14 protein-coding genes are annotated in these 23,835 nt (G+C 73.6%); 8 read left to right on the top strand and 6 right to left on the bottom strand.

Annotated elements, in window-relative coordinates; translation table 11 throughout:
• Nucleotides 1–15: 15 nt before the first annotated feature.
• Entirely contained in the window at nucleotides 16–1,896 is a 1,881-nt protein-coding gene (locus Pen02_RS21710) for a hypothetical protein (RefSeq protein WP_203867929.1), read from the bottom strand.
• Between the two features lie 231 nt (nucleotides 1,897–2,127).
• Here Pen02_RS21710 and ilvA point away from each other — a divergent pair, with 231 nt between their 5' ends.
• Nucleotides 2,128–3,348 (top strand): threonine ammonia-lyase, encoded by a 1,221-nt coding sequence (ilvA, locus tag Pen02_RS21705; RefSeq protein ID WP_203867928.1) that lies wholly within the window; start codon nucleotides 2,128–2,130, stop codon nucleotides 3,346–3,348.
• A 53-nt stretch (nucleotides 3,349–3,401) separates the two neighbouring features.
• Here ilvA and greA read toward each other — a convergent pair whose 3' ends face one another.
• Together greA and Pen02_RS21695 are read right to left on the bottom strand one after the other, a co-directional pair.
• Entirely contained in the window at nucleotides 3,402–3,899 is a 498-nt protein-coding gene (gene greA / locus Pen02_RS21700) for a transcription elongation factor GreA (protein WP_203867927.1), read from the bottom strand.
• 224 nt (nucleotides 3,900–4,123) lie between these two features.
• Complete coding sequence (locus Pen02_RS21695) at nucleotides 4,124–4,558, bottom strand: DUF4307 domain-containing protein (protein ID WP_239141066.1); 435 nt, start codon at nucleotides 4,556–4,558, stop codon at nucleotides 4,124–4,126.
• A 193-nt stretch (nucleotides 4,559–4,751) separates the two neighbouring features.
• Here Pen02_RS21695 and mca point away from each other — a divergent pair, with 193 nt between their 5' ends.
• The 6 genes from mca (at nucleotide 4,752) to purE (ending at nucleotide 12,702) form a co-directional block, all read left to right on the top strand.
• Nucleotides 4,752–5,633, top strand: coding sequence for a mycothiol conjugate amidase Mca (gene mca, locus Pen02_RS21690; RefSeq protein ID WP_203867925.1), 882 nt, complete (start codon nucleotides 4,752–4,754; stop codon nucleotides 5,631–5,633).
• 55 nt (nucleotides 5,634–5,688) lie between these two features.
• Complete coding sequence (locus Pen02_RS21685; protein WP_203867924.1) at nucleotides 5,689–5,979, top strand: hypothetical protein; 291 nt, start codon at nucleotides 5,689–5,691, stop codon at nucleotides 5,977–5,979.
• Nucleotides 5,980–6,162: 183 nt separating this feature from the next.
• Entirely contained in the window at nucleotides 6,163–8,913 is a 2,751-nt protein-coding gene (locus tag Pen02_RS42835; RefSeq protein ID WP_307837726.1) for an EAL domain-containing protein, read from the top strand.
• A gap of 61 nt (nucleotides 8,914–8,974) precedes the next feature.
• On the top strand, nucleotides 8,975–10,975 hold the full coding sequence (locus tag Pen02_RS21675; protein WP_203867923.1) for a thioredoxin domain-containing protein: 2,001 nt from the start codon (nucleotides 8,975–8,977) through the stop codon (nucleotides 10,973–10,975).
• A 13-nt stretch (nucleotides 10,976–10,988) separates the two neighbouring features.
• On the top strand, nucleotides 10,989–12,164 hold the full coding sequence (locus tag Pen02_RS21670) for a 5-(carboxyamino)imidazole ribonucleotide synthase (RefSeq protein WP_203867922.1): 1,176 nt from the start codon (nucleotides 10,989–10,991) through the stop codon (nucleotides 12,162–12,164).
• 55 nt (nucleotides 12,165–12,219) lie between these two features.
• Entirely contained in the window at nucleotides 12,220–12,702 is a 483-nt protein-coding gene (gene purE / locus Pen02_RS21665; protein WP_203868240.1) for a 5-(carboxyamino)imidazole ribonucleotide mutase, read from the top strand.
• Between the two features lie 27 nt (nucleotides 12,703–12,729).
• Here purE and Pen02_RS21660 read toward each other — a convergent pair whose 3' ends face one another.
• The 3 genes from Pen02_RS21660 to Pen02_RS21650 form a co-directional block, all read right to left on the bottom strand.
• Nucleotides 12,730–13,593 (bottom strand): hypothetical protein, encoded by an 864-nt coding sequence (locus tag Pen02_RS21660; RefSeq protein WP_203867921.1) that lies wholly within the window; start codon nucleotides 13,591–13,593, stop codon nucleotides 12,730–12,732.
• Between the two features lie 110 nt (nucleotides 13,594–13,703).
• The gene (locus tag Pen02_RS21655; protein ID WP_203867920.1) at nucleotides 13,704–18,800 is read right to left on the bottom strand and encodes an SCO7613 C-terminal domain-containing membrane protein; all 5,097 of its coding nucleotides are present in this window, start codon (nucleotides 18,798–18,800) and stop codon (nucleotides 13,704–13,706) included.
• 238 nt (nucleotides 18,801–19,038) lie between these two features.
• The gene (locus Pen02_RS21650) at nucleotides 19,039–20,466 is read right to left on the bottom strand and encodes a UDP-glucose dehydrogenase family protein (protein WP_203867919.1); all 1,428 of its coding nucleotides are present in this window, start codon (nucleotides 20,464–20,466) and stop codon (nucleotides 19,039–19,041) included.
• Nucleotides 20,467–20,901: 435 nt separating this feature from the next.
• Between Pen02_RS21650 and Pen02_RS21645 the strand changes: the two genes are divergently transcribed.
• A complete protein-coding gene (locus Pen02_RS21645; protein WP_203867918.1) occupies nucleotides 20,902–23,754 on the top strand; it encodes a M14 family zinc carboxypeptidase in 2,853 nt (950 codons plus the stop codon).
• Nucleotides 23,755–23,835: the final 81 nt, after the last annotated feature.

Here is a 23,835-nt window from a genome sequence, read left to right as displayed (position 1 = left end):
GCCGTGCCGGGCCGGTCAGAAGAGGATCAGTCCGGCGAGGAGTACGACGAGCAGGGCCGGCACCTGGAGTACGGCGGACGCCGCCAGGGGCAGCAGCCCGTCGTCCCGGATCCGGTCGTACCAACCGGCCGCCCCGGTCCGTCCGGCACCGCCCGGCCGGTCCCAGGTGCCGGCGGTGCCGCGTGGACGGATCCGGGCGGCGGCGGCCCGGCCGAGCCCCAGCGCACCCAGCCCGGCCAGTACGCCCAGGTAGAGCCGGCCCAGTTCGGGATAGGTCTCGCGCAGCGCGCCGTACCCCTCGTCGGGGAGCGCCACGCTGAGTCCGGCGGCCAGCACCGACACCGCAACGGCCGCGATCGCCAGCGCGAGCCGACTGCCGGCGGGCAGCACGGAGTAGGCGGCACCGAGCACCAGCAGCGGCAGCCCGACCACGGCCCAACCGACGGTCACCAGAGCGGCCGTCGAGCAGTCCTCGGCCGTGCAGACCGTGTCGGCCAGACGCCACAGCAGCGGCTCGCCGAACACGATGCCGGCGACGATCGCGCCGAGGACCAGCAGCACGAAGAGCGTGGTGCCGACCCAGGTCAGCTCGGGCCACCCCGATCGACGGCCAGCCCGCTCCGGCTTCCGGCCAGCCCGGGACGGCGGTACCGGCCGACCGGACCGGAGCAGCACCCCGACGCGGCGGCTCCGGGTCGTCAGGAAGGGAGCGGTCGGCTCGGGCAGCAGGACGGGACGGGCCGGCGAGAGGGTACGGCCGTCGACCGTCACCGTGCACCACTGCCCGGTCGCCGGCACGCCGTGCAGTATCGCCGGGCCGGGTTCCGCACCGGTCGTCGGTACCAGCCGCTCCCGTACCTCGATCTCGACCAGCGGCATCACCTCCGGACCCTCGCCCGCGTAGACGTACACCCGGTCGACGCCCTGGTGCACCCGCACGGCGCTGATCGGCTGCGGTCGCCGGAAGAACCGACGGCCGGCGCGTACCCGGGCGGTGCCCCGCCAGCCGACGCCGAGCCCGAGCAGGCCCAGTACCACCACCAGCGCCAGCCACGGCGTCAGGTCGTACGGCTCGCTGACGAGCTGCCGCAGGCCGGCGTCGTCCACGGCGACGTCGACCGTCGCACCGACCGGGTAGTCGGCCGCGTCGTAGACGGAGAGCCGTACGCCCGGCCGGCCGTCGGGGAAGTCGAGTTCGACCTCCGACCAGGACGGGTGGGAGCGCACGGTCGCGGGAACGACCGCCGCCCGGCGCTGCTGGTCGTCGACCTCGGCCTGGCGCAGGCCGGTCCAGCCGGCGACGGCAAGCGCGGCGGCGAGCAGCACCGTGGCGGCGACCGCCGTGCCGAGCGGCGGGCGGGGCGCCCGGGCCGGCGACGGCGGTACGGCCCGCTCGGCCCGGCCGTGCCAGTCGCGCAGGGCGGCCAGGTGCCGCCGTGGACCACGGGCCAGCCGGGCGACCAGCGCGCAGGCGACCGCGTACCCGAGGAGCAGCAGGTAGAACCAGAACGGCAGGTGCTCGGTCTGGGTCAGCTCGTAGCCGAGTGTGACGACCAGCATGGTGGCGGTCACCGCCGCGGCGAACTCCAGCCGTACCAGGGCGAGCAGCGGGATGCTGACGACCAGCCCGATGACGACGTTGCCGAACCGGTCCGGGCCGCAGGGCGCCGCCGCCGTGCACGGGCTGCCGGGGATGACCGCCCCGAACAGGAAGAGCAGCAGCACCCCGGCGCCGAAGGCGGGCCACCGGGCGTACCGGACCAGCGACTCCGCCCGGCCCTCCGGTTCGGCGGTCAGCCGCAGCCGGATGGCGTCCCGCCAGGGCAGCGGCGGCGGTTGCGTCCCGTCCACCGCCGCCGGACCGTCCCCGGGGATCCGCTCGGTACCGGCAGACATGTGCGGCTCCGTCCCGGTGCTCGATCAGGTCCGCCGGACGGCCGGTCGGGGCACCGGGCGGAGAGGATGCCGTCGGAGGAACGGCACGAGCGAGGGTAGAACGCGTCGACAAACCGTGGCCACGTGCACCGACGCGACGATCGCCGGGCGGCCGGTGCCGACGGGGTGACCTCCGGCACGCCGGTACCGCCGACGTGGGCGTTCCCGGGACGGGATGCGACGATCTGGGGCATGACGGAGCTGGTCGGACTCGCCGAGGTCACCGCCGCCCGCAAACTGCTCACCGGGGTCATCCGGGAAACGCCGCTGGAGCCGTCCCGGCCGCTCTCCGCCGCGCTGGGCGGACCGGTCTGGCTCAAGTGCGAGCACGTGCAGCGGGCGGGGTCGTACAAGGTCCGGGGCGCGTACGTCCGGATCGCCCGGCTCTCGGCGGCGGAGCGCGACCGGGGGGTGGTGGCGGCGAGCGCCGGCAACCACGCCCAGGGGGTGGCGTTGGCCGCCGGACTGCTCGGTGCCGCCGCCACGGTCTTCATGCCGGTCGGCGCGCCGCTGCCGAAGGTGGCGGCGACCAAGGGGTACGGCGCCCGGGTGGAGCTGGTCGGCAACACCGTCGACGAGTCACTTGTCGCGGCGGAGGACTTCGCGAACCGGACCGGTGCGGTCTTCATCCACCCGTTCGACCATCCGGACGTGATCGCCGGGCAGGGCACCGTGGCGCTGGAGATCCTGGAGCAGTGTCCCGAGGTGCGGACCATCGTCGCCGGGGTCGGCGGCGGAGGGCTGATCTCCGGGATCGCGGTGGCGGCCAAGGCGCTGCGCCCGGAGGTACGGGTGATCGGGGTGCAGGCGGCCGGTGCCGCCGCCTTCCCCGCCTCGCTGAAGGCCGGCGAGCCGGTCCGGCTGCCCGCGTTCGCGACGATCGCCGACGGCATCGCGGTCGGCCGTCCCGGCGAGGTCACCTTCGCGCACGTCAGCAAGCTGGTCGACGAGATCGTCACGGTGTCGGACGAGGACATCTCCCGGGCCCTGCTGATGCTGCTGGAGCGGGGCAAGCAGGTGGTGGAGCCGGCCGGGGCGGCCGGGGTGGCCGCGCTGATGTCCGGGGCGGTGTCGGTCGAGGCGCCGGTGGTGGCGGTGCTCTCCGGCGGCAACATCGACCCGCTGCTGATGTTGCGGGTGATCGAGCACGGGCTTGCCTCGGCGGGCCGCTTCCTGCGGATCACCGTGCGCTGCGCGGACCGGCCCGGCCAGTTGGCCTCGCTGCTGGGCCTGATTGCCGAGCACCGGGGCAACGTGGTGGACGTGGTGCACCAGCGGCAGAACCCCCATCTGCGGCTCGGCGAGGTCGAGGTGGCGCTCTCGGTGGAGACCCGGGGGGCCGAACACTCCGATCGCCTGATCAGCGCGTTGCGGGGCTGCGGCTACCAGGTCGACATCGCCCAGCCGGGCTGAGCCGGCTGGGACTCGACGTCGGATGCGTGGTCGGCTCCGGTCAGGTGCTCCGGTCAGCCGCCGTACGCCTCGAACCGGACCACCGTCACCTTGATCTCGGCGCCGCTCGGCGCGGTGTAGGTGACGGTCTGGCCCGGCCGGGCCCCGAGGATCGACTTGCCGAGGGCCGACTCCGGGCTGTAGACGGTCAGGTCGGTGGTCGCGGCGATCTCCCGGGAACCGAGCAGGAAGGTCTCGGTGTCGTCGGTGTCGTCGTCGAAGTGGATCGTGACGACGCAGCCCGGCGCCACCACGTCGGCGGCCGGCGCCTCGCCCACCTGGGCGGTACGGAGCAGTTCCTGTAGCTGACGGATCCGGAACTCCTGCTTGCCCTGTTCCTCCCGGGCGGCGTGGTAACCGCCGTTCTCCCTGAGGTCACCCTCTTCGCGCCGGGCGTTGATCTCCGCGGCGATCACCGGTCGGCCGGCGATCAGCTCGTTGAGCTCCGCCTGCAGCCGGTCGTAGGCCTCCTGCGACAGCCAGGTGGCTGCCTCGCGGTCGGTCGTGGACACAGACGATCTCCTCGGGTAGTCGTGGACAGGGACGAATTACCAAGTTACCAGTGCGCTACACACCGGACGCCACGTCATTTATCGCTGCCCGTACTGGCCGGGGCGCTGCCGACGCCGGTCGAGCACGGTCGGCCGCTACCCGACCGGAGCCGCCGGCACGGTCCGGAGGTGGGTGCGGCACCCGGCGGTAAACCGGCGGGGGCTCGACGCCGCTGAGCCGGCTCTCAGTCGGCCGGACGGCAGCGGAGCACCTCGCCGAGGATCGGCCGGGCGGTGGTGGCCAGCCGGTGCCGGGCGGTCAGGTGCCGCTGTCCCGGCTCGGCGGCCACCCGTACCTCCTCGCGGGCGACCTCGGCGCCGTCCCGGGAGCGCGCCCGCAGGACGCAGGTCGCCGAGCCGCCGGCCGGTACGGTCACCCGGAAGTCGAGCACGAGCTGACTGTCGGTGATCTCGGTGTAGGTGATCACCTGGGCGTCGTAGTTCGGGTCGCCGTACTGCCGGTAGAGCCGGTAGGAGACCGCGGCCATGACCGCCAGCAGGACCACCACCAGCAGCGCCGGAACCCAGGGCCGACGGCGGCGGGGCGCGCGGCGGTGGCCGTACCGGCCGGGTGGGAATACCGGGGCGGTCGGTACGGGTGTGGCGGGCGTCTCGGGCACCGGCGGGGATCTCCTGGGACTGTTGTCGGTGGTATCGGCAAGAATGGGTACGCCCATCTTCTCAGCCGACGACCGGGCCGGGTGTGGCAGGTCGTCATCACCGGCTCGCCGCCTTTCCGGGGCCGGCGGAGGGCGGGCGGTTCAGCGGACGGGGGGCCGGGCCCGGCCCGGGCATCACGAGGGAGCACCGAAGTTGGCAGAGCAGCTACGTCTGATGGCCGTGCACGCCCATCCCGACGACGAGTCGAGCAAGGGCGCCGCCACCATGGCGAAATACGTCGCCGAAGGCGTGCAGGTCCTCGTCGTCACCTGCACCGGCGGCGAGCGGGGCAGCGTGCTCAACCCCAAGCTCGACCGGCCGGACGTCTGGGCCAACATCGCCGAGATCCGCCGGGCCGAGATGGATTCGGCGCGGGCCATCCTCGGCATCGACCAGGCCTGGCTCGGCTTCGTCGACTCGGGGCTGCCAGAGGGCGACCCGCTGCCGCCGCTGCCGGAGGGCTGCTTCGCGCTCCAGGACGTGGCGGTCGCGGCGGCACCGCTGGTCAAGCTGATGCGCGAGTTCCGTCCGCACGTCGTGACCACCTACGACGAGGACGGCGGCTACCCGCACCCCGACCACATCATGTGCCACAAGGTCAGCGTGGCGGCGTTCGACGCGGCCGGCGACCCGGAGCGCTTCCCGGAGCTGGGTGCCCCGTGGCAGCCGCTGAAGCTCTACTACGACATCGGCTTCTCCAAGGCCAAGATCCTGGCGCTGCACGAGGGGATGCTGGCGCTGGGCAAGGAGTCGCCGTACGCGGAGTGGCTGGAGCGCTGGGAGGACCGCCCCGACAAGGGCCCCCGGATCACCACCCGGGTGGAGTGCGCGAGCTACTTTCCGGTCCGCGACGACGCGTTGCGGGCCCACGCCACCCAGGTCGACCCGGACGGCTTCTGGTTCCACGTGCCGATGGAGTTGCAGCAGCAGGCGTGGCCGACCGAGGACTTCGAGCTGGTCCGCTCGGTGGTCGACAGCCCGATGCCCGAGTCCGACCTCTTCGCCGGGGTACGCGAGACCGCGCATGTCCGGTGAGCGCGGCTAGGCGTACCGTAGGGGTGGTAGACCGCCACATCGGAGGATTCCAGCCATGTTGACCACTGCGGTGCTCGCGCAGAACAACTTCGGTGACACCCGGACGGGTGGCCTGGCCGGACCGATGGGTCTCTTCCTGATCACCGTACTGGCTATCGCCACGGTCCTGTTGATCCGTAACATGAACGCCCGGTTGCGCCGGCTGCCCGACCGCTTCCCGCACCAGCAGGACGACGAGCCGTCGGCGACCGACACGACCTCCGTCGACGCCGTTCCGACCGAGGAATCTGGTGGAAGCGCTCCCAATACCCCTCACCAGGACCGGAACAGTCCGTCCGCGACATGATTCACGCTAATCCGGCCAGGCGCCCCCTGTTGCGCTCAATCGGATTGGCTTAGCCTTCCGCCGGGGACCAAAAGTCCCCGCACCGTGCGCGGGAGGGGGCGCCGACATGACCAGACCCGACGCCCAGCGCCGGTTGTGGCACGGCCATGTCGCGCAACGGCCGCCGGCGAACGGCGGCGATCCGTGACCTCGGAACGCCGGCCCGGGCGCTTCCTCGCGCTGGTCGGCATCGTGTCGGCACCCCGTCGGGTGCGCGTGCTCACCTTCACCGTCCTGCCCGTCGCGGTGATACTCGCCGCTGCCGGCCTGCTGATCCCCACCGACCTGCCGGCCGACGACCCGCTGCCGGCGGCGGCCCGGCTCGGCATCGTCGCCGGGGTGATGACGGTCGCGCAGCTCTTCCGGCTGCGGTTTCGGGTCGGCACGGGTCGGGTCAGTGTCACCTGGGGCGAGGCGTCGTTCATCATCGGCCTCTCGCTGGTGCCGCCCGGCTGGCTGCCGGCCGCCGCCCTGCTGGGCGCGGTACTGGCCTGGACGCTGCTGACGATCTTCGTGGACCGGCGCTCCGCACTGGACGTCGTGCACACCGCCGCCTCGCTGGCCCTCTCGGTCGCCCTGGCGGTCGCCGTCGCGCTGACCGTCGCCCGGACACTCGGCACGGCGCCGCCGGACGTGCTGGGCACGGTCTTCGTCACCGACCTGACGCCGCCGCTGATCGCCGCGCTGGCCGTCGGCTCGATGACCTACCTGCTGGCCACCGCCTCACTGGTCGGGCTCACCCTCTCGCTGCGGCACGGCGAGCGGCTGTGGCCGGCACTGCTGCGCGCCCTCCAGGGCAAGCTGCTGATGTTCGTCGGCAACGTCTTCGTCGGGCTGGCCGTGGTGGCCGTTGTCGAGTACGACCCGCGTTGGCTGCTCTTCCTGCCGCCGGTGCTCTGGCTGCTCCAGCAGACGTACAGTCACCGGCTCCGGGCCGACGACGAGCGCCGCGCCTGGCGGGCCCTTGCCGAGGCCACCGGCGCACTCAACCAGCTCGACGAGCACGGCGTCGCCACCGCCGGGGTCGCCGGCCCGCTCGCGCTGTTCGGCGCGGACTGGGTCGAAGTCGACGTACGCCGTGGCGACGGACGGTGGCGGCGCTACCGTGGCGAACCGGGCCGCCCGGTGGTGTACCGCGACCTGAGTACGGCCGAGCGGGGCGACACCGGCGAGCCGGGTGGGCCGGCCGGTCACCCCGCGTCCGGTGGTCGGCTTCCGCTCACCAGTCGGCTCGGCCTCGACCTGGCCGGCAGCCAGGTCGGTGACGACCTGGTGGAGACCCGTGCCGCCACCGGCCCGGCCGGCGGTCGTGCCGGCGCCGATCCGGACCCGGCAACGGGTGGGCGTACCGACCAGGAACTCGTCCGGCCGCTGGTGGTGGGCACGTCCCCGGTCGGTGAACTGCGGGTCCGGTTCCCCCGTTCGGCCCCGCCCGGGCAGCGGGAGCAGGACGCGCTCTCGGCGTTCGGCGACGCGCTGGCCGCCGCGCTGCACGACGCGGCGACGCACCGTCAGCTCCGGCTGGTGACGGCTCAGTCGTCGTACGAGGCGGTGCACGACGCGCTGACCAACCTGATCAACCGGGCGGCGCTGCTGAGCAAGGGTGACGTGGCGTTGCACCAGCTCGGCCACGACCATCCGGTGGCGCTGCTGCTGCTCGACATCAACCACTTCAAAGAGGTCAACGACACCCTGGGGCACGCGGCCGGTGACGAGCTGCTCCAGGTGACGGCGGACCGGCTGGACGCGCTGGTCCGTCCCGGCGAGTTGCTGGGCCGGCTCGGCGGCGACGAGTTCGCCCTGCTGATCCCGTCCCCGGCGGTGCTGGCCGGGCCGGCCACCGACCGGCCGCCGATGCCGAACGTGCTGCGCCGGGCCCGGGAGATCGTCGAGCTGCTGGCCACCCCGATCGAGGTGGCCGGGGTGCGGATGTCGGTGGAGGTCTCCGTCGGGGTGGTGGTCGCCGGGGCCGGCACGGCCGACATGACCGAGCTGCTGCGCCGGGCCGACATCGCGATGTACCAGGCGAAGCAGGGCGGCGGCAGCGTGGCGTCGTACGACAGCGCCCGGGACGCGGCCAGCACCGACAAGCTCGCCCTGCTGGCCGAGTTGCGCGAGGCGCTGGACGTCGACGACCAGCTCGAACTCGCGCTCCAGCCGGCGGTGGACCTCTGCACCGGGGAGCCGACCGGGGTGGAGGCGCTGATCCGCTGGCGACACCCCCGGCGGGGCCGGCTCACCCCGGCGGACTTCGTCCGGACCATCGAGGGCAGCGAACTGCTCGGTGCCTTCACCCGCTACGTCGTGGACAAGGCGCTCGGGGTGGCCGCGGACTGGGCCCGGCACGGTCTCGACGTACCGATCTCGATCAACCTCTCCGCGCGCAGCCTGCTCGACCCCCGGCTGCCGGCCGAGTCGCTGCGCCGGCACCAGGTACCGGCACACCGGCTCGTCCTGGAGATCACCGAGACGGTGGTGATGAGCGAGCTGGAGGTCATCGACGAGGTGCTCTCCGCACTGCGGTCGATGGGCGTGCAGTTGGCCGTCGACGACTTCGGCACCGGCTTCTCGTCGCTGACCTTCCTGACCCGGATCTCGGTGGACGAGTTGAAGGTCGACCGGTCGTTCGTGATGAAGATGGCGGAGTCGCCGGAGGCGGCGGCGATCGTCCGGACCACCGTGGACCTCGGCCGGGAGCTGGGGTTGCGGGTGGTGGCGGAGGGGGTGGAGACCGCCGACCAGCGGGCCGCGCTCGCCGAGCTGGGTTGCACGGCCGCCCAGGGGTACCACTTCTTCCGGCCGATGCCGTCGGACAAGATCGTCGCCGTGCTGCGGTCGCTGCTCGACTCCGCCCAGGCGCGGATCCTGCCGCTGCGCGCCGACGGCGCATCCTGACGGCGCTTCCCCGCACCCGGTACGCCCAGCGGCTCCCCGGTACAGCGGTTATGGTCGTCGGGTGAATCGACTGGCCGACGCGACCAGCCCGTACCTGCTCCAGCACAAGGACAATCCGGTCGACTGGTGGCCCTGGACCGCCGAGGCGTTCGCCGAGGCGCGCCGTCGGGACGTACCGGTGCTGATCTCGGTGGGCTACGCGGCCTGCCACTGGTGCCACGTGATGGCGCACGAGTCGTTCGAGGACGAAGCCGTCGGCAAGCTGATGAACGACAACTTCGTCTCGATCAAGGTGGACCGGGAGGAGCGGCCGGACGTCGACGCGGTCTACATGACCGCCACCCAGGCGATGACCGGGCAGGGCGGCTGGCCGATGACGGTCTTCGCCGCCCCGGACGGTACCCCGTTCTTCTGCGGCACCTACTTCCCGAAAGCCAACTTCGTCCGGCTGCTCCAGTCGGTCACCGAAGCGTGGACCGGGCAGCGCGAGGCGGTACTCCAGCAGGGCGCCGCCGTGGTCGAGGCGCTGGCCGGCGCCCAGGCCGTGGGTGGGCCGACCGCGCCGCTCACCGCCGAGACGCTGGACGCCGCAGCCGAACAGCTCGCCCGGGAGTACGACGAGACCAACGGCGGCTTCGGTGGCGCGCCCAAGTTCCCGCCGCAGATGAACCTGCTCTTCCTGCTCCGGCACCACCAGCGCACCGGCGCGACCCGGGACCTGGAGATCGCCCGGCACACCTGCGAGGCGATGGCCCGGGGCGGCATCTACGACCAGCTTGCCGGCGGCTTCGCCCGGTACTCGGTGGACGGGCACTGGACGGTGCCGCACTTCGAGAAGATGCTCTACGACAACGCGCTGCTGCTCCGGGTCTACACGCAGCTCTGGCGGCTGACCGGGGACGCGCTGGCCGGTCGGGTCGCCGCCGAGACCGTGGCGTTCCTGCTCGACGACCTCGGCACCCCGGCCGGCGGGCTGGCCTCGGCGCTGGACGCCGACACCGAGGGTCTCGAGGGCGCCACCTACGCCTGGACCCCGGCGCAGCTCGTCGAGGCGCTCGGCCCCGACGACGGCCGCTGGGCGGCCGACCTCTTCGCGGTCACCGAGGCCGGCAGTTTTGAGCACGGCACCTCCGTGCTGCGGCTGGCCCGGGACATCGACGACGCCGACCCGGAGATCCAGGAACGCTGGCAGCGGGTCCGGGTGGCGCTTCGGGAGGTACGCGACCGCCGGCCCCAGCCGGCCCGGGACGACAAGGTCGTCGCGGCCTGGAACGGGCTGGCCGTCACCGCCCTGGTCGAGTACGCCACCCTCACCGCCGACCCGGTCGCCGGGGCGGCGGCGGTGCGGATCGCCGAGGTGCTGGCCGAGCGGCATCTCGTCGACGGGCGACTGCGCCGGGTCTCCCGGGACGGCCGGGTCGGCGAGCCGGCCGGGGTGCTGGAGGACTACGGCTGCGTTGCCGAGGCGTTCTGCGCGGTGCACCAGTTCACCGGCGACGGGCGCTGGCTGGAACTGGCCGGGCAACTTCTCGACGTCGCGCTGGAGCGGTTCGGCACCGGGCAGGGCGGCTTCTACGACACCGCCGACGACGCCGAGCAACTCGTCAGCCGGCCGGCCGACCCGACCGACAACGCCACCCCGGCCGGGCTGTCGGCGGTGGCTGCGGCGCTGGTGGCGTACTCGGCGCTGGGCGGGCAGGTGCGCTACCGGGAGGCGGCGGTGGCCGCCCTGGAGACCGTGGCGCCGATCGTCGCCCGGCACGCCCGGTTCACCGGGTACGCGGCCACGGCCGGCGAGGCGCTGCTCTCCGGCCCGTACGAGATCGCGGTGGTCACCGCCGAGCCGGCCGGTGACCCGCTGCTCGCACTGGCGCACCGGCACGCCCCGCCCGGCGCGGTGGTGGTGGCAGGGGAGCCGGACCGGCCCGGCGTACCGCTGCTGGCCGACCGGCCCATGATCGACGGCGGCCCGACCGTCTACGTCTGCCGCGGCTTTGTCTGCGACCGCCCGGTCACCACCCCGGACGCCCTGCTCGCGGCGCTCGGGGTCGCCGGGAGTTAGGCTTGCGCCCGCTATGGATTCCCGCACGGGTCTGCCCGTTGTCGGCATGGTGGGTGGCGGCCAACTGGCCCGGATGACCCACCAGGCCGCGATCGCCCTCGGCCAGTCGCTCCGCGTCCTCGCCCTCGACCCCTCGGACGGTGCCGCGCTGGTCGCCGCCGACGTCCGGTACGGCCAGCACACCGATCTCGCCGCGCTGCGCGACTTCGCGGACGGCTGTGACGTGGTCACCTTCGACCACGAGCACGTGCCGACCGGGCACGTCCGGGCGCTCGCCGACGCCGGGGTGGCCGTCTACCCGCCCGCCGACGCGCTGCTGTACGCCCAGGACAAGCGGGCCATGCGGGAGCGGCTGACCGAGCTGGCCGCGCCCGTGCCGCGCTGGCGACCGGTCACCGAACCGGACGACCTGGTCGATTTCGGCGCCGAGCTGGGCTGGCCGGTGATCCTGAAGGCGGCCCGGGGCGGCTACGACGGCCGGGGTGTCTGGGTCGTCTCCGACGCCGACGAGGCCGCCGAGCTGGTCGGCCGGCTGCGCGCCGCCGGGACGGAGCTGATCGCCGAGGAGCGGGTCGCGCTGCGCCGGGAGCTGGCGGTGCAGGTGGCCCGGTCGCCGTTCGGGCAGGTCGCGGCGTACCCGGTGGTGGAGACCGTGCAGCGGGACGGCATCTGTGTCGAGGTGCTGGCCCCGGCACCGAGGTTGCCGGAGCAGGTGGCCGTACGCGCGCAGCAGCTCGCGATCGACCTGGCCACCGCTCTCGGCGTGGTCGGGCTGCTGGCGGTGGAGCTGTTCGAGGTGACCGGCCCGGACGGCGAGCCGGCGCTGGTGGTCAACGAACTGGCGATGCGACCGCACAACTCCGGGCACTGGACGATCGAGGGCGCCCGGACCTCGCAGTTCGAGCAGCACCTGCGGGCGGTGCTCGACTATCCGATGGGGGACACCGCGCTGACCGCCCCGGTGGTGGTGATGGCGAACGTGCTCGGCGGCCCGGACGGCGGCATGTCGATCGACGAGCGGCTGCACCACCTCTTCGCCGAGGACCCGGGCGCCAAGGTGCACCTCTACGGCAAGCAGGTCCGGCCCGGCCGCAAGATCGGGCACGTCACGGTGCTCGGTGACGATCTGGAGAAGGTACGCGCCCGGGCCGCGCGGGCGGCCTGGTGGCTACGGGAGGGACACGCGTGAGCGAGCGCTGCGAGGTGCCGGCGTGACGGAGTCGGCGCCGCCGGTCGGCTTGATCATGGGTAGTGACTCGGACTGGCCGGTGATGAGCGCGGCGGCCGAGGCGCTGGCCGAGTTCGACGTCGAGTACGAGGTCGGGGTCGTCTCCGCGCACCGCACCCCGGTCAAGATGATCGACTACGCCCAGGCCGCCGCCGGCCGGGGCATCCGGGTGATCATCGCCGGTGCGGGCGGGGCGGCGGCGCTGCCCGGCATGGTGGCCTCGGCCACCCCGCTGCCGGTGATCGGGGTACCGGTGCCGCTCAAGCACCTGGACGGGCTGGACTCGCTGCTCTCGATCGTGCAGATGCCGGCCGGCATCCCGGTGGCGACGGTGTCGATCGGCAACGGCCGCAACGCCGGCCTGCTGGCCGTACGCATCCTGGCCGCCTCGGACGAGCGGCTCCGGGACCGGATGGCGGCGTACCAGGTCGAGTTGGAGAAGATGGTCGCCAAGAAGGAGACCGCACTGCGCGCCACCCTGGAGCGGCAGGCCTCCTGACGGGGCGGCGACGCGTGCCGGCCCGGGTCAGCCGACACCGACGCGGGCCAACACGTCCCGAGTCTGCGACAGCGACCCGGCCTGCCCCTCGCGGGGCAGGACGTCCAGCAGGTAGACCGTGCCGGGCACCTCCCAGCGGAGCCGGAACCGGCCCTCCCCGTACGGGTGGATCGTGCCCCGGGCGCCGGCCACCTCGACCGTGCCGACCGGATCGGTGTCGGGCGCGGCGGCCAGGGCGTGGCCGGACGGATAGCCGCGAATCCTGATGTCGGGACCGCCGGACCGGGTGTACGACAGGGCCCAGGCGCCGGGCGGCTCGTAGTCGCCCGGGCGTGGCGCGGTGAACGTGGTCGGCACCTCGGACCAGCCGTCGCTGCCGTCGGGCACCACCGGCAGGTCCGCTTCCCGGTAGACCGGGCGACGTCCGTCGTCGTACCCGTCGCGCACGGTCCGACCGGCCAGCGGCTCCGGAAGGTCGATCCTCAGTTCGGCCAGCTTGTCGTCGCTGGCACAGCCGATGCCGGTCGCGGAGTCGTCGTGCACCGTCACGGTCACCGTGGCGGTGTCGACCGTGACCGTCGCCCGGGGAAGCCACGCCCCTGCGCACGGCGGGCCGCCGGGTGCGCGCGACACGTAGACGGAGAGGCTGCCGGCCCGGTCCACCCGGCCCATCCACCAGGTCAGCCCGGTCTTCTCCGCCGCCAGGCCGGCCGGGGCGGGCGGCGTGCGTGTCGGCCCGTCGCGGGTGGCGACGTACCACCAGGCGGTGCCGAGCAGCAGCACCAGCGTCACCACGGCCGCCGCGACCACGGTGCGGCGCTGCCGGGCCGGGGTAGGTGGATCTGCCGGGCCGCCGGGATCGGCCGGGTGTGCGCCGCGCGCGTCGCTCATCGACTGTGGCCTCCTCGTGCGGCGGGACTCGCGGCGCGGACGGGTGTCCGGCGCGGCGAGCCCGGGACGGTGTCGGAAGTGGGGAAGGTCCGGGGCCGGCGACGCGGCGGTCAGCGCATGCCGCGTACCGCCCGGAACCGCTCCTGGGTGCGGCGCCGGTTCTCGTTGCTCGCCCCGAAGGCCAGCAACAGCAGACCGACCGGGATCAGCACCAGCCACGGGCCGAAGCTGAACAGGGCACGCAGCGCGGCGAGCGCGGTGACCACCGCCCCGATGATCACCGGGGCCTGCTGCCGCCGGTAGGAGCCCCAGATCAGCGTGGCCACCCCGCCGAGCAGCAGCAACACCTGCCGGACGGCGCTGTCGTTGCCGGCGAACACGATCACCAGACTGGGCAGGAACGCCGCCACCAGCGCGGGAGCGTACGCGACCCAACTGCTCAGGTCGGAACGGTGCCGCAGTTCCAGCAGGCCGACCAGCAGCGCCAGCGCGGCGAACGGCAGCGTGTACGCCTCCGGCAGGGCCACGTCGGCCAGCGCCATCAGCATCCACCAGGCGACGATCTCGCAGCCGACCGCCGCCCAGAAGAGCGTCCGCCGCTCGACCGGACTGCGGTACGGGCGTACCGCCGCCATGCCGAGCACGGCCCCCCAGGCGGCGAGCAGCGCGGCGATGTGCCGGGGCGAGTCGTAGGCGAGCGCGGCGGCGAGCAGCGCGGCGGCGTACCCGGACCATTCGACAGTGGCCGCCTCGCGCATCGCCTCCGGTCGGCGCAGCCGGGGCAGCATCGCCGCCACCAGCAGCAGGACCGCACCCACCGCCAGTACCCCGAAGGCGGACCAGGCGTTGTCGAGCCCGAACACCAGGCCGGCGGTGAAGACGAAGGTCTGCGCCATCACCGAGGCGAAGAGCCAGCCGAGGATGCGGGCGTTCTGGGTCTGGCCGCCGAGCGCGGCGACCGCGCCGACCACCACCGCCGCACCCAGGGTGAACAGGGTCAGTTCCCGGGTGGCCAGCGCGCCGGCCAGCCCGGCACCGCCGGCCGCCAGCCCGATGCCGAAGCCCAGGATCCGGGTCAGCCGCAGCGAGCGGGCGACCTCCGCGTCCGGCGGCGGCGGGGTCAGCGCCAGCCCGACCATCGCGATCGCGAACACCGCGAGCGCGGCCAGGGTGCCGTTCGGCCAGTCCAGGTTGAGCGAGATCGGGGTGATCAGCAGGGTGATCGCGGCACCGGGCAGTACCACCGGCACCGCCCGGGCCAGCCGCCCGCCGCTGAACCCGGTGGCGGCCAGCCCGGCCGCGATGGTCAGCAGCAGCGCCGCCAACACGTTGCCGCCGTCGACGTAACCGACCTCCGGATCGGTGAGCGCGGCCGGCGGCCCGTCCCAGATCTGGGTGAGCGTCTGGTACGGCTCGACCAGCGCCGCGACCAGGGCCGGCGCGAGCGCCGCCACGGCCAGTACGGTCGGCAGGGCGGCGGCGAGCATCGCCCCGACGGCGGGACTGACCGACCAGCGGCCGGCCCGGGCCGGCTCGGGCAGCCGCCGGAACGCGCCGCCGAGCATCACCGACCAGCGCCGGATCGGTTCCCGCAGTGGGGTCGGGGCCGGGGTGACCGCCCGGACCAGCTCGGCGAGCACCCCGAGCAGTACGGCCGCCGCCGCGTACACGCCCCAGGGCAGGCCGGTGAAGAGGGCCGCCACCGCCGTCGCGGTCGCGCCGCCGACGATGCCCATCGTGGCGTACGGGAGGTATTGCGGTACCTGCCGGCGGGCCAGCCCGACCACCGCGACGCCGAGGCTCGCCGCCGCGAGGGTGGCCAGCACCACGACCTCGGCCGACCAGCCCAGTGCGGCGGACAGTGCGGCGAGCGCACCGCTGAGCGCGAACAGCGCGCCACCGGCGCCGAGTCCACCGATCTGCGCGGTCTGCGGCGTCATCGACCAGGAGTCGGCCTCCTCGGCCGGCCCGGAGAGGGTGCCGACCACCCGGGCGAGTACGGCGACGACGGCGCCGATCAGCGCGACGATGCCGAGCGCGGCGGCGGTCGTCCACGGGCGCACCAAGCTGGCCCCGACGGCGTGCAGGGCGACCGCTCCGGCGACGGTGGCCCGGGACAGCCCGGCCCGGGGATCGGCGGCGACGACGGAGGTCACCCCGTACACGGTGGCGACGGCACCGCCGACCACGATCGGGGACCACCACGGCAGCCCGAACGCCGCAGGGGTGCCGATGGTGGCCAGCCCGACGCAGACCCCGGAGACGTCGTACGACCAGGGGCGGGGAAGGGCGATCGCGGCGGCCCCGGCCAGCAGTACCAGGGCGATCGGGGACTGCCAGCCGGTGCCGGCCTCGCTGACGTGCCACTGTGTGAGGTCGGCCGCCCAGAGCGGGCCGGGGGTGGCCAGCACCTGGAGACCGCCGCTCAGCGCCGTCCAGCCGGCGATCAGCGCGACGATGCTGCCGGCCAGCGAGATGCCGAGGATCGGGCCGCGCCGCCACTCCACCGGCATGGCCCGGATTCCGGCCGCCACGACCAGGATGAGGAACGCGGCGGCGGCCAGTTCGGCGCCGTCGCCGAGGATGCCGGCGATCCGGGCCAGGGTGCCGACCAGGGCGGCGGTCACCGCGGCGGCGGCGATGTCCGATCCGTCGAGCAGCCGGTCCGCCCGCCGGCCGTTGTCGATCGACGGCGCCAGCACGATCAGCACGGCGCTGACCAGCAGCAGCAGCCCGACCCAGGTGTCCGGGAAGGTGGCGCCGGGCGCGGCGAAGGCCGCCACGGCGACCGCGAGCGCGCCGAGCCCGGTGCCGGCGGTCAGCGGCACGCTGATCTGCCGCTGCGCCACCTGGGTCACCGCCGCGTAGCAGAGCACCGCGCAGACGGCCAGGAAGCTGGCGGCGAGCACCGGTTCGGTGGCCGCCCGGACCGACAGTACGGTCGGGGTCGGGTCGACCGGTACCGCCGAGGCGACGAAGGACGCCACCGCGCCGGGGAAGGCGAACGCCGCCCCGCCGGCCGCCCAGTCGGCGACCAGCCCGGACCAGCGGCCGACCGGTACGGACCGGGCGGTCGGCACCAGTGCGACCACGGCTCCGCCGAGAGCGAGTACGAACAGGACGGCGGCGGTCAGGCCGGGTCGGACCACCGAGGACGCCGCCCCGGCGAGTCCCACCACGGCGGCGGCGACGGCGTGGGCCAGCGCGGCCCGGCGGGTCTCGGCGGTCAGCCCGACCAGCCCGATGCCGATGGCGACGAGTATCGGCGGCCACGGGGCGGCCACCCAGCCGAGCCCGAACGAGGCGGGCGCGGCGAGCGCGGTCAGCGCGGCGCCGACCACGGCGAACTCGCGGCGTACCTCGGGGGGTGAGGAGAGTACGGCGGCGATGGTGAGCAGCAGTGCGGTGACGGCGAGCTGCCAGGAGGTGTCGCCGACCCCTTCGGCGAGCTTGCCGGGGTATTCGGCGAGGTCGGCCTCCCAGACCGGCAGGGCGGCCCGGATCGGGGCCAGCGCGGCCCGCAGCGCGCCGCCGGCCACCACGATGCCGAGGACGATCAGGGCGGCGGCGGAGGCCAACTGCGGCCCGCGCCGGGCCGCTTCGGGCACCGCCCGTACGCCGAGACCGGTCAGCGCGATGACGGCGGCGATCACCACCAGGGCCCGCCCCGGCAGGGCCACCGCGGCGACCCGGCCGGCGGCACCGATCACGGCCAGCGTCAGGATCCCGGCGGCGATCTCCGGCAGCGGCGGCCGACGGAGCACCAGCGCACCGACCATGCCGACCCCGGCGGCCAGCAGCAGCGCCAGACCGGCCCGGGCGGCGGCGGGTACGGTCTCGGCGTCCACCAGGGCGACGACGCCGCAGATCACGGCGACGGCGAAGGCGACCCCGTGCAGCGTCAGCGCCAGTTCCTTCACCCACGGGGTGCTGGCCGTCGGTCGCCCGGTGCCGGGAGCGCGGACTCGCCGGCCCGGTCCGGTCTGGGCCGGATCGCCCTGGACGACCGCGTCCGCCTCCTCGGGGAAGGTCTCCGGCCGGTCCGGGCCGGCCGGTCCCGCCTCGGTGTCGTCCCGGTCCGGGTCGGCCGGGTCGTCGGAGGTCCGGTGCGGACGGTCGTCGGGGCGGCCCCTGGTCGGCGTGGTCCGGTCGGACCCGGGGGGCCGGAGGTCCACGGGCAGGTCGGGAGCGGCCCGGAACCGGGCCGGCCAGCCGGTCAACCGTCCGTCGTCGCCGAAGAGCCGACTCAGGTAGAGGTTGCCGAGGGCCACCACGACCAGTACGACGGTCCAGCCGGCCGGCCCGGTGATCCAGGCGTACGTGGCCAGCGGCAGGATCGGCTGTACGGCGAGTACGGCCGCGTAGCGGGGTGCGTTCAGCCCGGTCGCCACGGCGTACCCGGCCGCCACCACGGCGGTGAACAGCAGGGTCAGCCCGGCGAAGAACGACGCGGGCACACCGCTCCCGCCGAACCGGTTGACGGTCCAGAGCGAGTACCCGGTCAGCGGCACCAGCAGCAGTCCGACCGCCGCGACGGTCTCGGCGGTGGCGCTCAACCCGCGCCGGGCCATCCGGGGCGGTACGGCCAGCAGCAGCACGGTGGCCAGTACGAGGATCGCCACCCGGCTGAAGTCGTCAAGCGAGCTGAGCGCGACCGCGACGAAGACCACCGCCGCGATGCCGAGCAGCAGCGCCCCGAGCCCGAGCAGGATGTTCTGCACCTCGCGGGTGGAGGCTTCGGGGCGGGACTTTCCGTCGTCCCAGGCCGGCTCGGCGCCGGGCGGTGGCGGCGGCGGTGGGGGCGGTGCGGCCGACGGCATCCGGTCCGTGCCGCCGCTCCTCGGCTGTCGGGGTACCCGGGGCGGCGGCCCGCCCGGTGCGGTGCCTGGTGCGGTGCCCGGCGCGGCGGTCGGCGGGCGCCGGTTGGCCTTGCGCCGGATCACCCGGCGCGGCTTGGTGTTCTGCTTGCGGCGCTGGTCGGCGGCGTGCGACAGGATGTCCCGTTGGAAGAGCGCCGCCTGCATCTGCGAGGCGATGTTCTTCTGCTCCTTGGCGAGCGCCGCCTCGCGGATCTTCATGTCGGCGATCGAGCGTTCGATCCGGGCGACGTCGTCCGCCCACTGGAGCTGCTCCGCCCCGCAGTTCGGGCAGTTCGGCGCCGGCTCGATCTCCCGACCGCACGAGGAGCACTGGTACGTCGTACTCACGGCACCCCCTCCAGCCGGCGTTGACGCCGCATCACGGGCCTACACCGAAGCATGCCCGCGCCGGGTAACCGTTGAACAGCCCCCGATCGCGTGCGAACCCGGCTGAGGAGATCCTAAAAGGCCGGCCGTGGACCTCGACGGGTCCACGGCCGGCAAGTCGGCGTCGAATTCACGATTGTCGCCGTCCGGCCGGTCCGCTATCGGCTTTGCGGCGGCGGCACCGGCGGCGGTTGTGGGGTTACGGCCGGCCCATCCCCCGGTAGTCCCAGCCGGCCTGGGTCCACAGTCCAGAGTCGAGGCAGTTGCGACCGTCCACGACCCGCCGGCCGGCGGCAAGCTCGCCCAGCGCCACCGGGTCGGCGTTGCGGAAGTCGGCCCACTCGGTGAGTACGCAGACCAGGTCGGCGCCGCGTACGGCGTCGTTCATGCTGGCCTCGTAGTTCAGTTCGGGGCGCTCGCGGCGGGCGTTCTCCATGCCCTGCGGGTCGTGGACGTGCACGTCGGCGCCGGCCTTGGCGAGCGCGGCGGCGACGGCCAGCGACGGGGCGTCCCGGACGTCGTCGGAGTTCGGCTTGAAGGTGGCGCCGAGCACGGCGATCCGGGTGCCGGACAGGTCCGGTCCGGCCGGCCCGTACCGGCGGCCGAGCAGTTCGGCGGCGAGCTGGAGCACCCGGCTGCGGCGGCGCAGGTTGATCAGGTCGACCTCGTGCAGGAAGCGCAGCGCCTCGCCGGCACCCAGCTCCTGGGCCCGGGCCTGGAACGCCCGGATGTCCTTGGGCAGGCAGCCGCCGCCGAAGCCGACGCCGGCCTGGAGGAAGCGGTTGCCGATCCGGGGGTCGTAGCCGATCGCCCGGGCGAGCTGGGTGACGTCGCCGCCGGCCACCTCGCAGACCTCGGCCATCGCGTTGATGAACGATATCTTGGTGGCCAGGAAGGCGTTCGCGGCCACCTTGACCAGTTCGGCGGTGGCGAAATCGGTCACCACCAGCGGAACCTCCCGGTCCTCGGTGGCGGCCAGGTCGAAGACGCCCTTGTGCGCGGCGTACAGCATGCCGTTGGCCCACTCGCTCTTGACGCCGACCACGATTCGGTTGGGCCGGAGCACGTCCTCGACGGCGAAGCCCTCCTGGAGGAACTCGGGGCTCCAGGCGACCTCGACGCCGAGGTCGGCCTCGGCGTGCTTGCCGACGAGCTGCTCGATCCACTCGGCGGTGCCGACCGGCACGGTGGACTTGCCGACGATCAGGGCCTTGCGGGGCAGGTGCTGGGAGAGCCCGGTGACGGCGGCCTCGACGTACGACAGGTCGGCGCCCATCCCGTCGGCCCGCTGCGGGGTGCCGACGCAGATGAAGTGCACGTCGCCGAAGGCGGCGGTCTCGGCGATGTCAGTGGAGAACCGGAGTCGCCCGGCCGCCAGGTTGCGCTTGAGCAGCTCGTCCAGGCCCGGCTCGTGGAACGGCACGTCCCCGCCGGCCAGCTTGGCGATCTTCTCCGCGTCGACGTCGAACCCGATCACCTCGTAGCCGAGTTCGGCGAAGCAGATGGCGTACGTCGCGCCGAGGTAGCCGGTGCCGAGGAAGGTGAGTCGCGGGCGGGCGGAGCCGGAGGGCGGGGTCACCGCCGGGATCGTCGGCATGGGCTGGGTGCTCGGGTACGGGATCGTCACGCCTGTGTTCTCCGCTCGCAGTGGCGGCGCTTCATTGCGTCGCGGTGGGAGGTCGGCGCCGGAGGAGAGCGCCGATGTCGGACATTGTGGGCCTTGTTCACCTGGTGTCGACGGGTGCGCGGCCGGCGAGTCGGCCGCCCGCGCCGGGACGACAAGCGCTGAGCCTACGCGGACCGTCCTTCCCGGTGCACCTTCGGTCGGCATCTTCACAGCGTGCCGGCCGGTCCGGCCGGTCGATTCCTGACCGTCCGGCCCGCCCCCTCTCGGGGCTATTCCCCTGATTTCTGCTGGTAGGCGTGTTTCGCAGCCGGCGGGTGAACGCCGCGCCAAGAAGATCTTGACCGCCGGAAATCGCTGCTCATAGGCTCCGAGCCACCTTCAGGCCGATCTCACGAGACGCGCCCGTAACCCCCGAGAAGGGAATCTGAACTTCAGATGACGGTTTCGAAGTTACCCCCGACGATCCCGCTGAAGCCTGCCAGAACGATCTCCCGGCGACTCGGCGGGGCCGCGGTCGCCCTGCTGCTCGCCCCGCTGCCGCTGCTTCCCGGCGCCCCGGCCGGCGCCCAACCGAGCAAGCCGCCGACCCCGGCCGGGTGCAGCCAGGACCCGACCGCCCGGCTGGCCGGCGTACCGAGTCCGGAGAGTCACCTCGGCTTTCCGCTCGGCGTCGGCCAGGAACGGGTGGTCACCGACGACGAGATCCGCTCGTATCTCGGTGCCGTGGACGCCGCCTCGGACCGGGTGGTCACCGGCAACGTCGGCGACAGCGTGCTCGGCCAGTCGATGCCGTACGCGATCGTCTCCGACGCCGACCACCTGCGCCGGGGTGAGCTGGAGAAGATCGCCGAGAACATCCGCGACCTGCGGGACCCGCGCACGATGTCGGACCGGAAGGCGGCGGAGATCGCCGCGAAGGGCCCGGCGATCGTCTGGGTGACCGGCAACGTGCACGGCGGCGAGAAGTCCGGCGGCGACGCCGCGCTGAAGACCCTCTACGAGCTGGCCGCCGGCCTCTCCTGCGAGGTACGCGAGCGCAACGACAACCTCGTCACGATCATCATGCCGACGCAGAACCCGGACGGCCGGGACGCCAGCCGGCGGCAGAACGAGTACGGCTTCGACCTGAACCGGGACTGGTTCGCGCGTACCCAGCCGGAGACCGACGCCAAGATCGAACTGCTCCGGAAGTACCCGGGACAGGTGTTCGTCGACGCGCACGAGATGGGCGGCCGGGAGTACTTCTTCCCGCCGAACGCCGACCCGATCCACCACGAGATCTCCGACGAGGTGGTCGACTGGATCAACCGGATCGGCGAGGCCAACAAGGCCGGCTTCGGCTACAACGGCGCCTGCACCGAGACGGTCACCACCGAGTGCTACTTCAACTACGACACCTACGACATGTTCTTCATGGGGTACGGCGACACGGTGCCGGCCACCGGCTTCGGCGCCGCCGGCATGACCTTCGAGAAGGGCAGCTCGTCGGCGGTCCCGGACCGGGTGCAGCAGCAGTTCAACACCCAGTGGGCCACCGTCGGCTGGGCCTCGGAGAACCGGCGCGAGATCCTGTCCAGCTACTACCGGATCTGGAAGGACGCCCTGGCCGAGGGGCGGGCCGGCACGCTCCAGCCGAACGAGGTCGTGCAGCCCACCAACGAGGTGCAGTTCCCGGTACCGGAGCAGACGGTCCGGTCGTACTTCCTGCTGCCGAATCGGCAGCTCGGCGACGTACGCCAGCTCGTCGAGCGGCTGCGCCGGATGGACGTCGAGGTGTACAAGCTGACGAAGCCGGTCAAGGTGCCGAACGCGAAGATCTTCGGCGGCCGGTCGGCCCGGAACCACACCGTGCCGGCGGGCGCGTACTGGATCCCGATGGAGCAGCCGCAGAAGCACTGGATCCAGGCGGTCATGGGCGAGGACCCGTACGTCCCGTTCCCGTACTTCTACGACGTGTCGTCCTGGAGCAACCCGCTGCTGATGGGTGTGGAGACGATCTACACCGGTGACAAGCTCTCGCCGAAGGCGGAACGGGTCCGGGAGATCGACGGCGGGCGGGAGGCGGGCGCACCGAGGCACGGCTCGTACGCGTACCCGCTGGATTCGGCGGCGGCGGCCGAGCTGACCTTCAAGCTGCTCGGCGCGGGCGTCGAACTGCACCGCGACCAGCGCACCGGCGTCGTCACCCTGCCGGCGACGGCCCTGACCGGCGCCCACGAGCGGCTGGCCCGCTCCCTCGGGGTGACCCTGACCGCGAGCCGGCACCCCGTCACCGGCACCGCCCTGACCCGCCCCGACGTCGGCCTGTACGCCGGCACCGGCATCTCCACCACCTCCGGCTCGCACGGCGAGGCCCGGTACGTCCTCGGCAACCAGTGGGGGCTCGACCTCAAGCCGGTCAGCACGGCGGACATCAACGACAACACCGCCGCCTTCACCGGCCGGACCGTCCTGCTGGTGCCGGACGGCAGCAACGCCACCGGTGGCCTCACCGCCGCCGGTCAGGCCAACCTGCGGGCCTGGGTGGCGGCCGGCGGCACCTACGTCGGGCTGCGCAACCAGGGCACCCGGATGGCCCGGGCGGCCGGGCTCACCTCCACGGTCGAACTGCCGAAGCCGACCGACTACACGGTGATCGGCTCGCACCTGCGGGTCGACGTCGACCGGAGCAGCCCGGTCGGGCTGGGCCGGCCGGCCGAGGACTTCGAGTTCAACAACAACGACTCGATCCTGTCGGCCAGCACGACGGGCAAGAACGTGTTGACGTACCCGACCGACGGGCGGTTCTGGCTCAACGGCTTCACCGAGCACGCGGACGCGCTCAAGGGCACGGTCGCGCTGGTCGACGAGCCGACCGGAGCCGGCCGGGCGGTGCTGTTCGCGTTCAACCCGCTGTTCCGGGCGTACAACGAGAGCGGGTTGCACCTGGTCGCCAACGCACTGCTGGCGCCGCGTACCGCCCCGGCGGCTGCGGCGTCGCCGAGTGCGCGGTCGGCGGCTCCGGCCGTACCGTCCGAGCGGGCCTCCGCCGCCGCCTCGGCGGCACCGGAGAACCTGGGTGGTGAGTGGCGGCCGATCTCCATCCGGGTCGCCGCCGCCGACCTGGACCGGACCCGGGCGATCGTCGCCCGGCACACCGGCGACGTGCAGGTGGGTACGGCGAACGGCACGGCGTACCTGACCATCCCCAACCCGGCGGGCCTGTCCTCGGACGAGCACCCGTTCCTGCGTGAACTCGTACGCGAGATCCGCGCGGCCGGCATTCCGCTGCGCTCCGTCGTCGGATAGCACGAACACGGTTACCGGTGCGGGGTGGGAGGCGACTCCCACCCCGCACTTTTCTGTGGGTTGCGCAATGCCGCAGCCTGT

Origin of the sequence: Plantactinospora endophytica, assembly GCF_016862915.1 — a bacterium.
GTDB lineage: Bacteria > Actinomycetota > Actinomycetes > Mycobacteriales > Micromonosporaceae > Plantactinospora > Plantactinospora endophytica.
The sequence above is the reverse complement of the archived record's forward strand: the minus strand, read 5'-3'. Positions and strand labels throughout refer to the sequence as shown.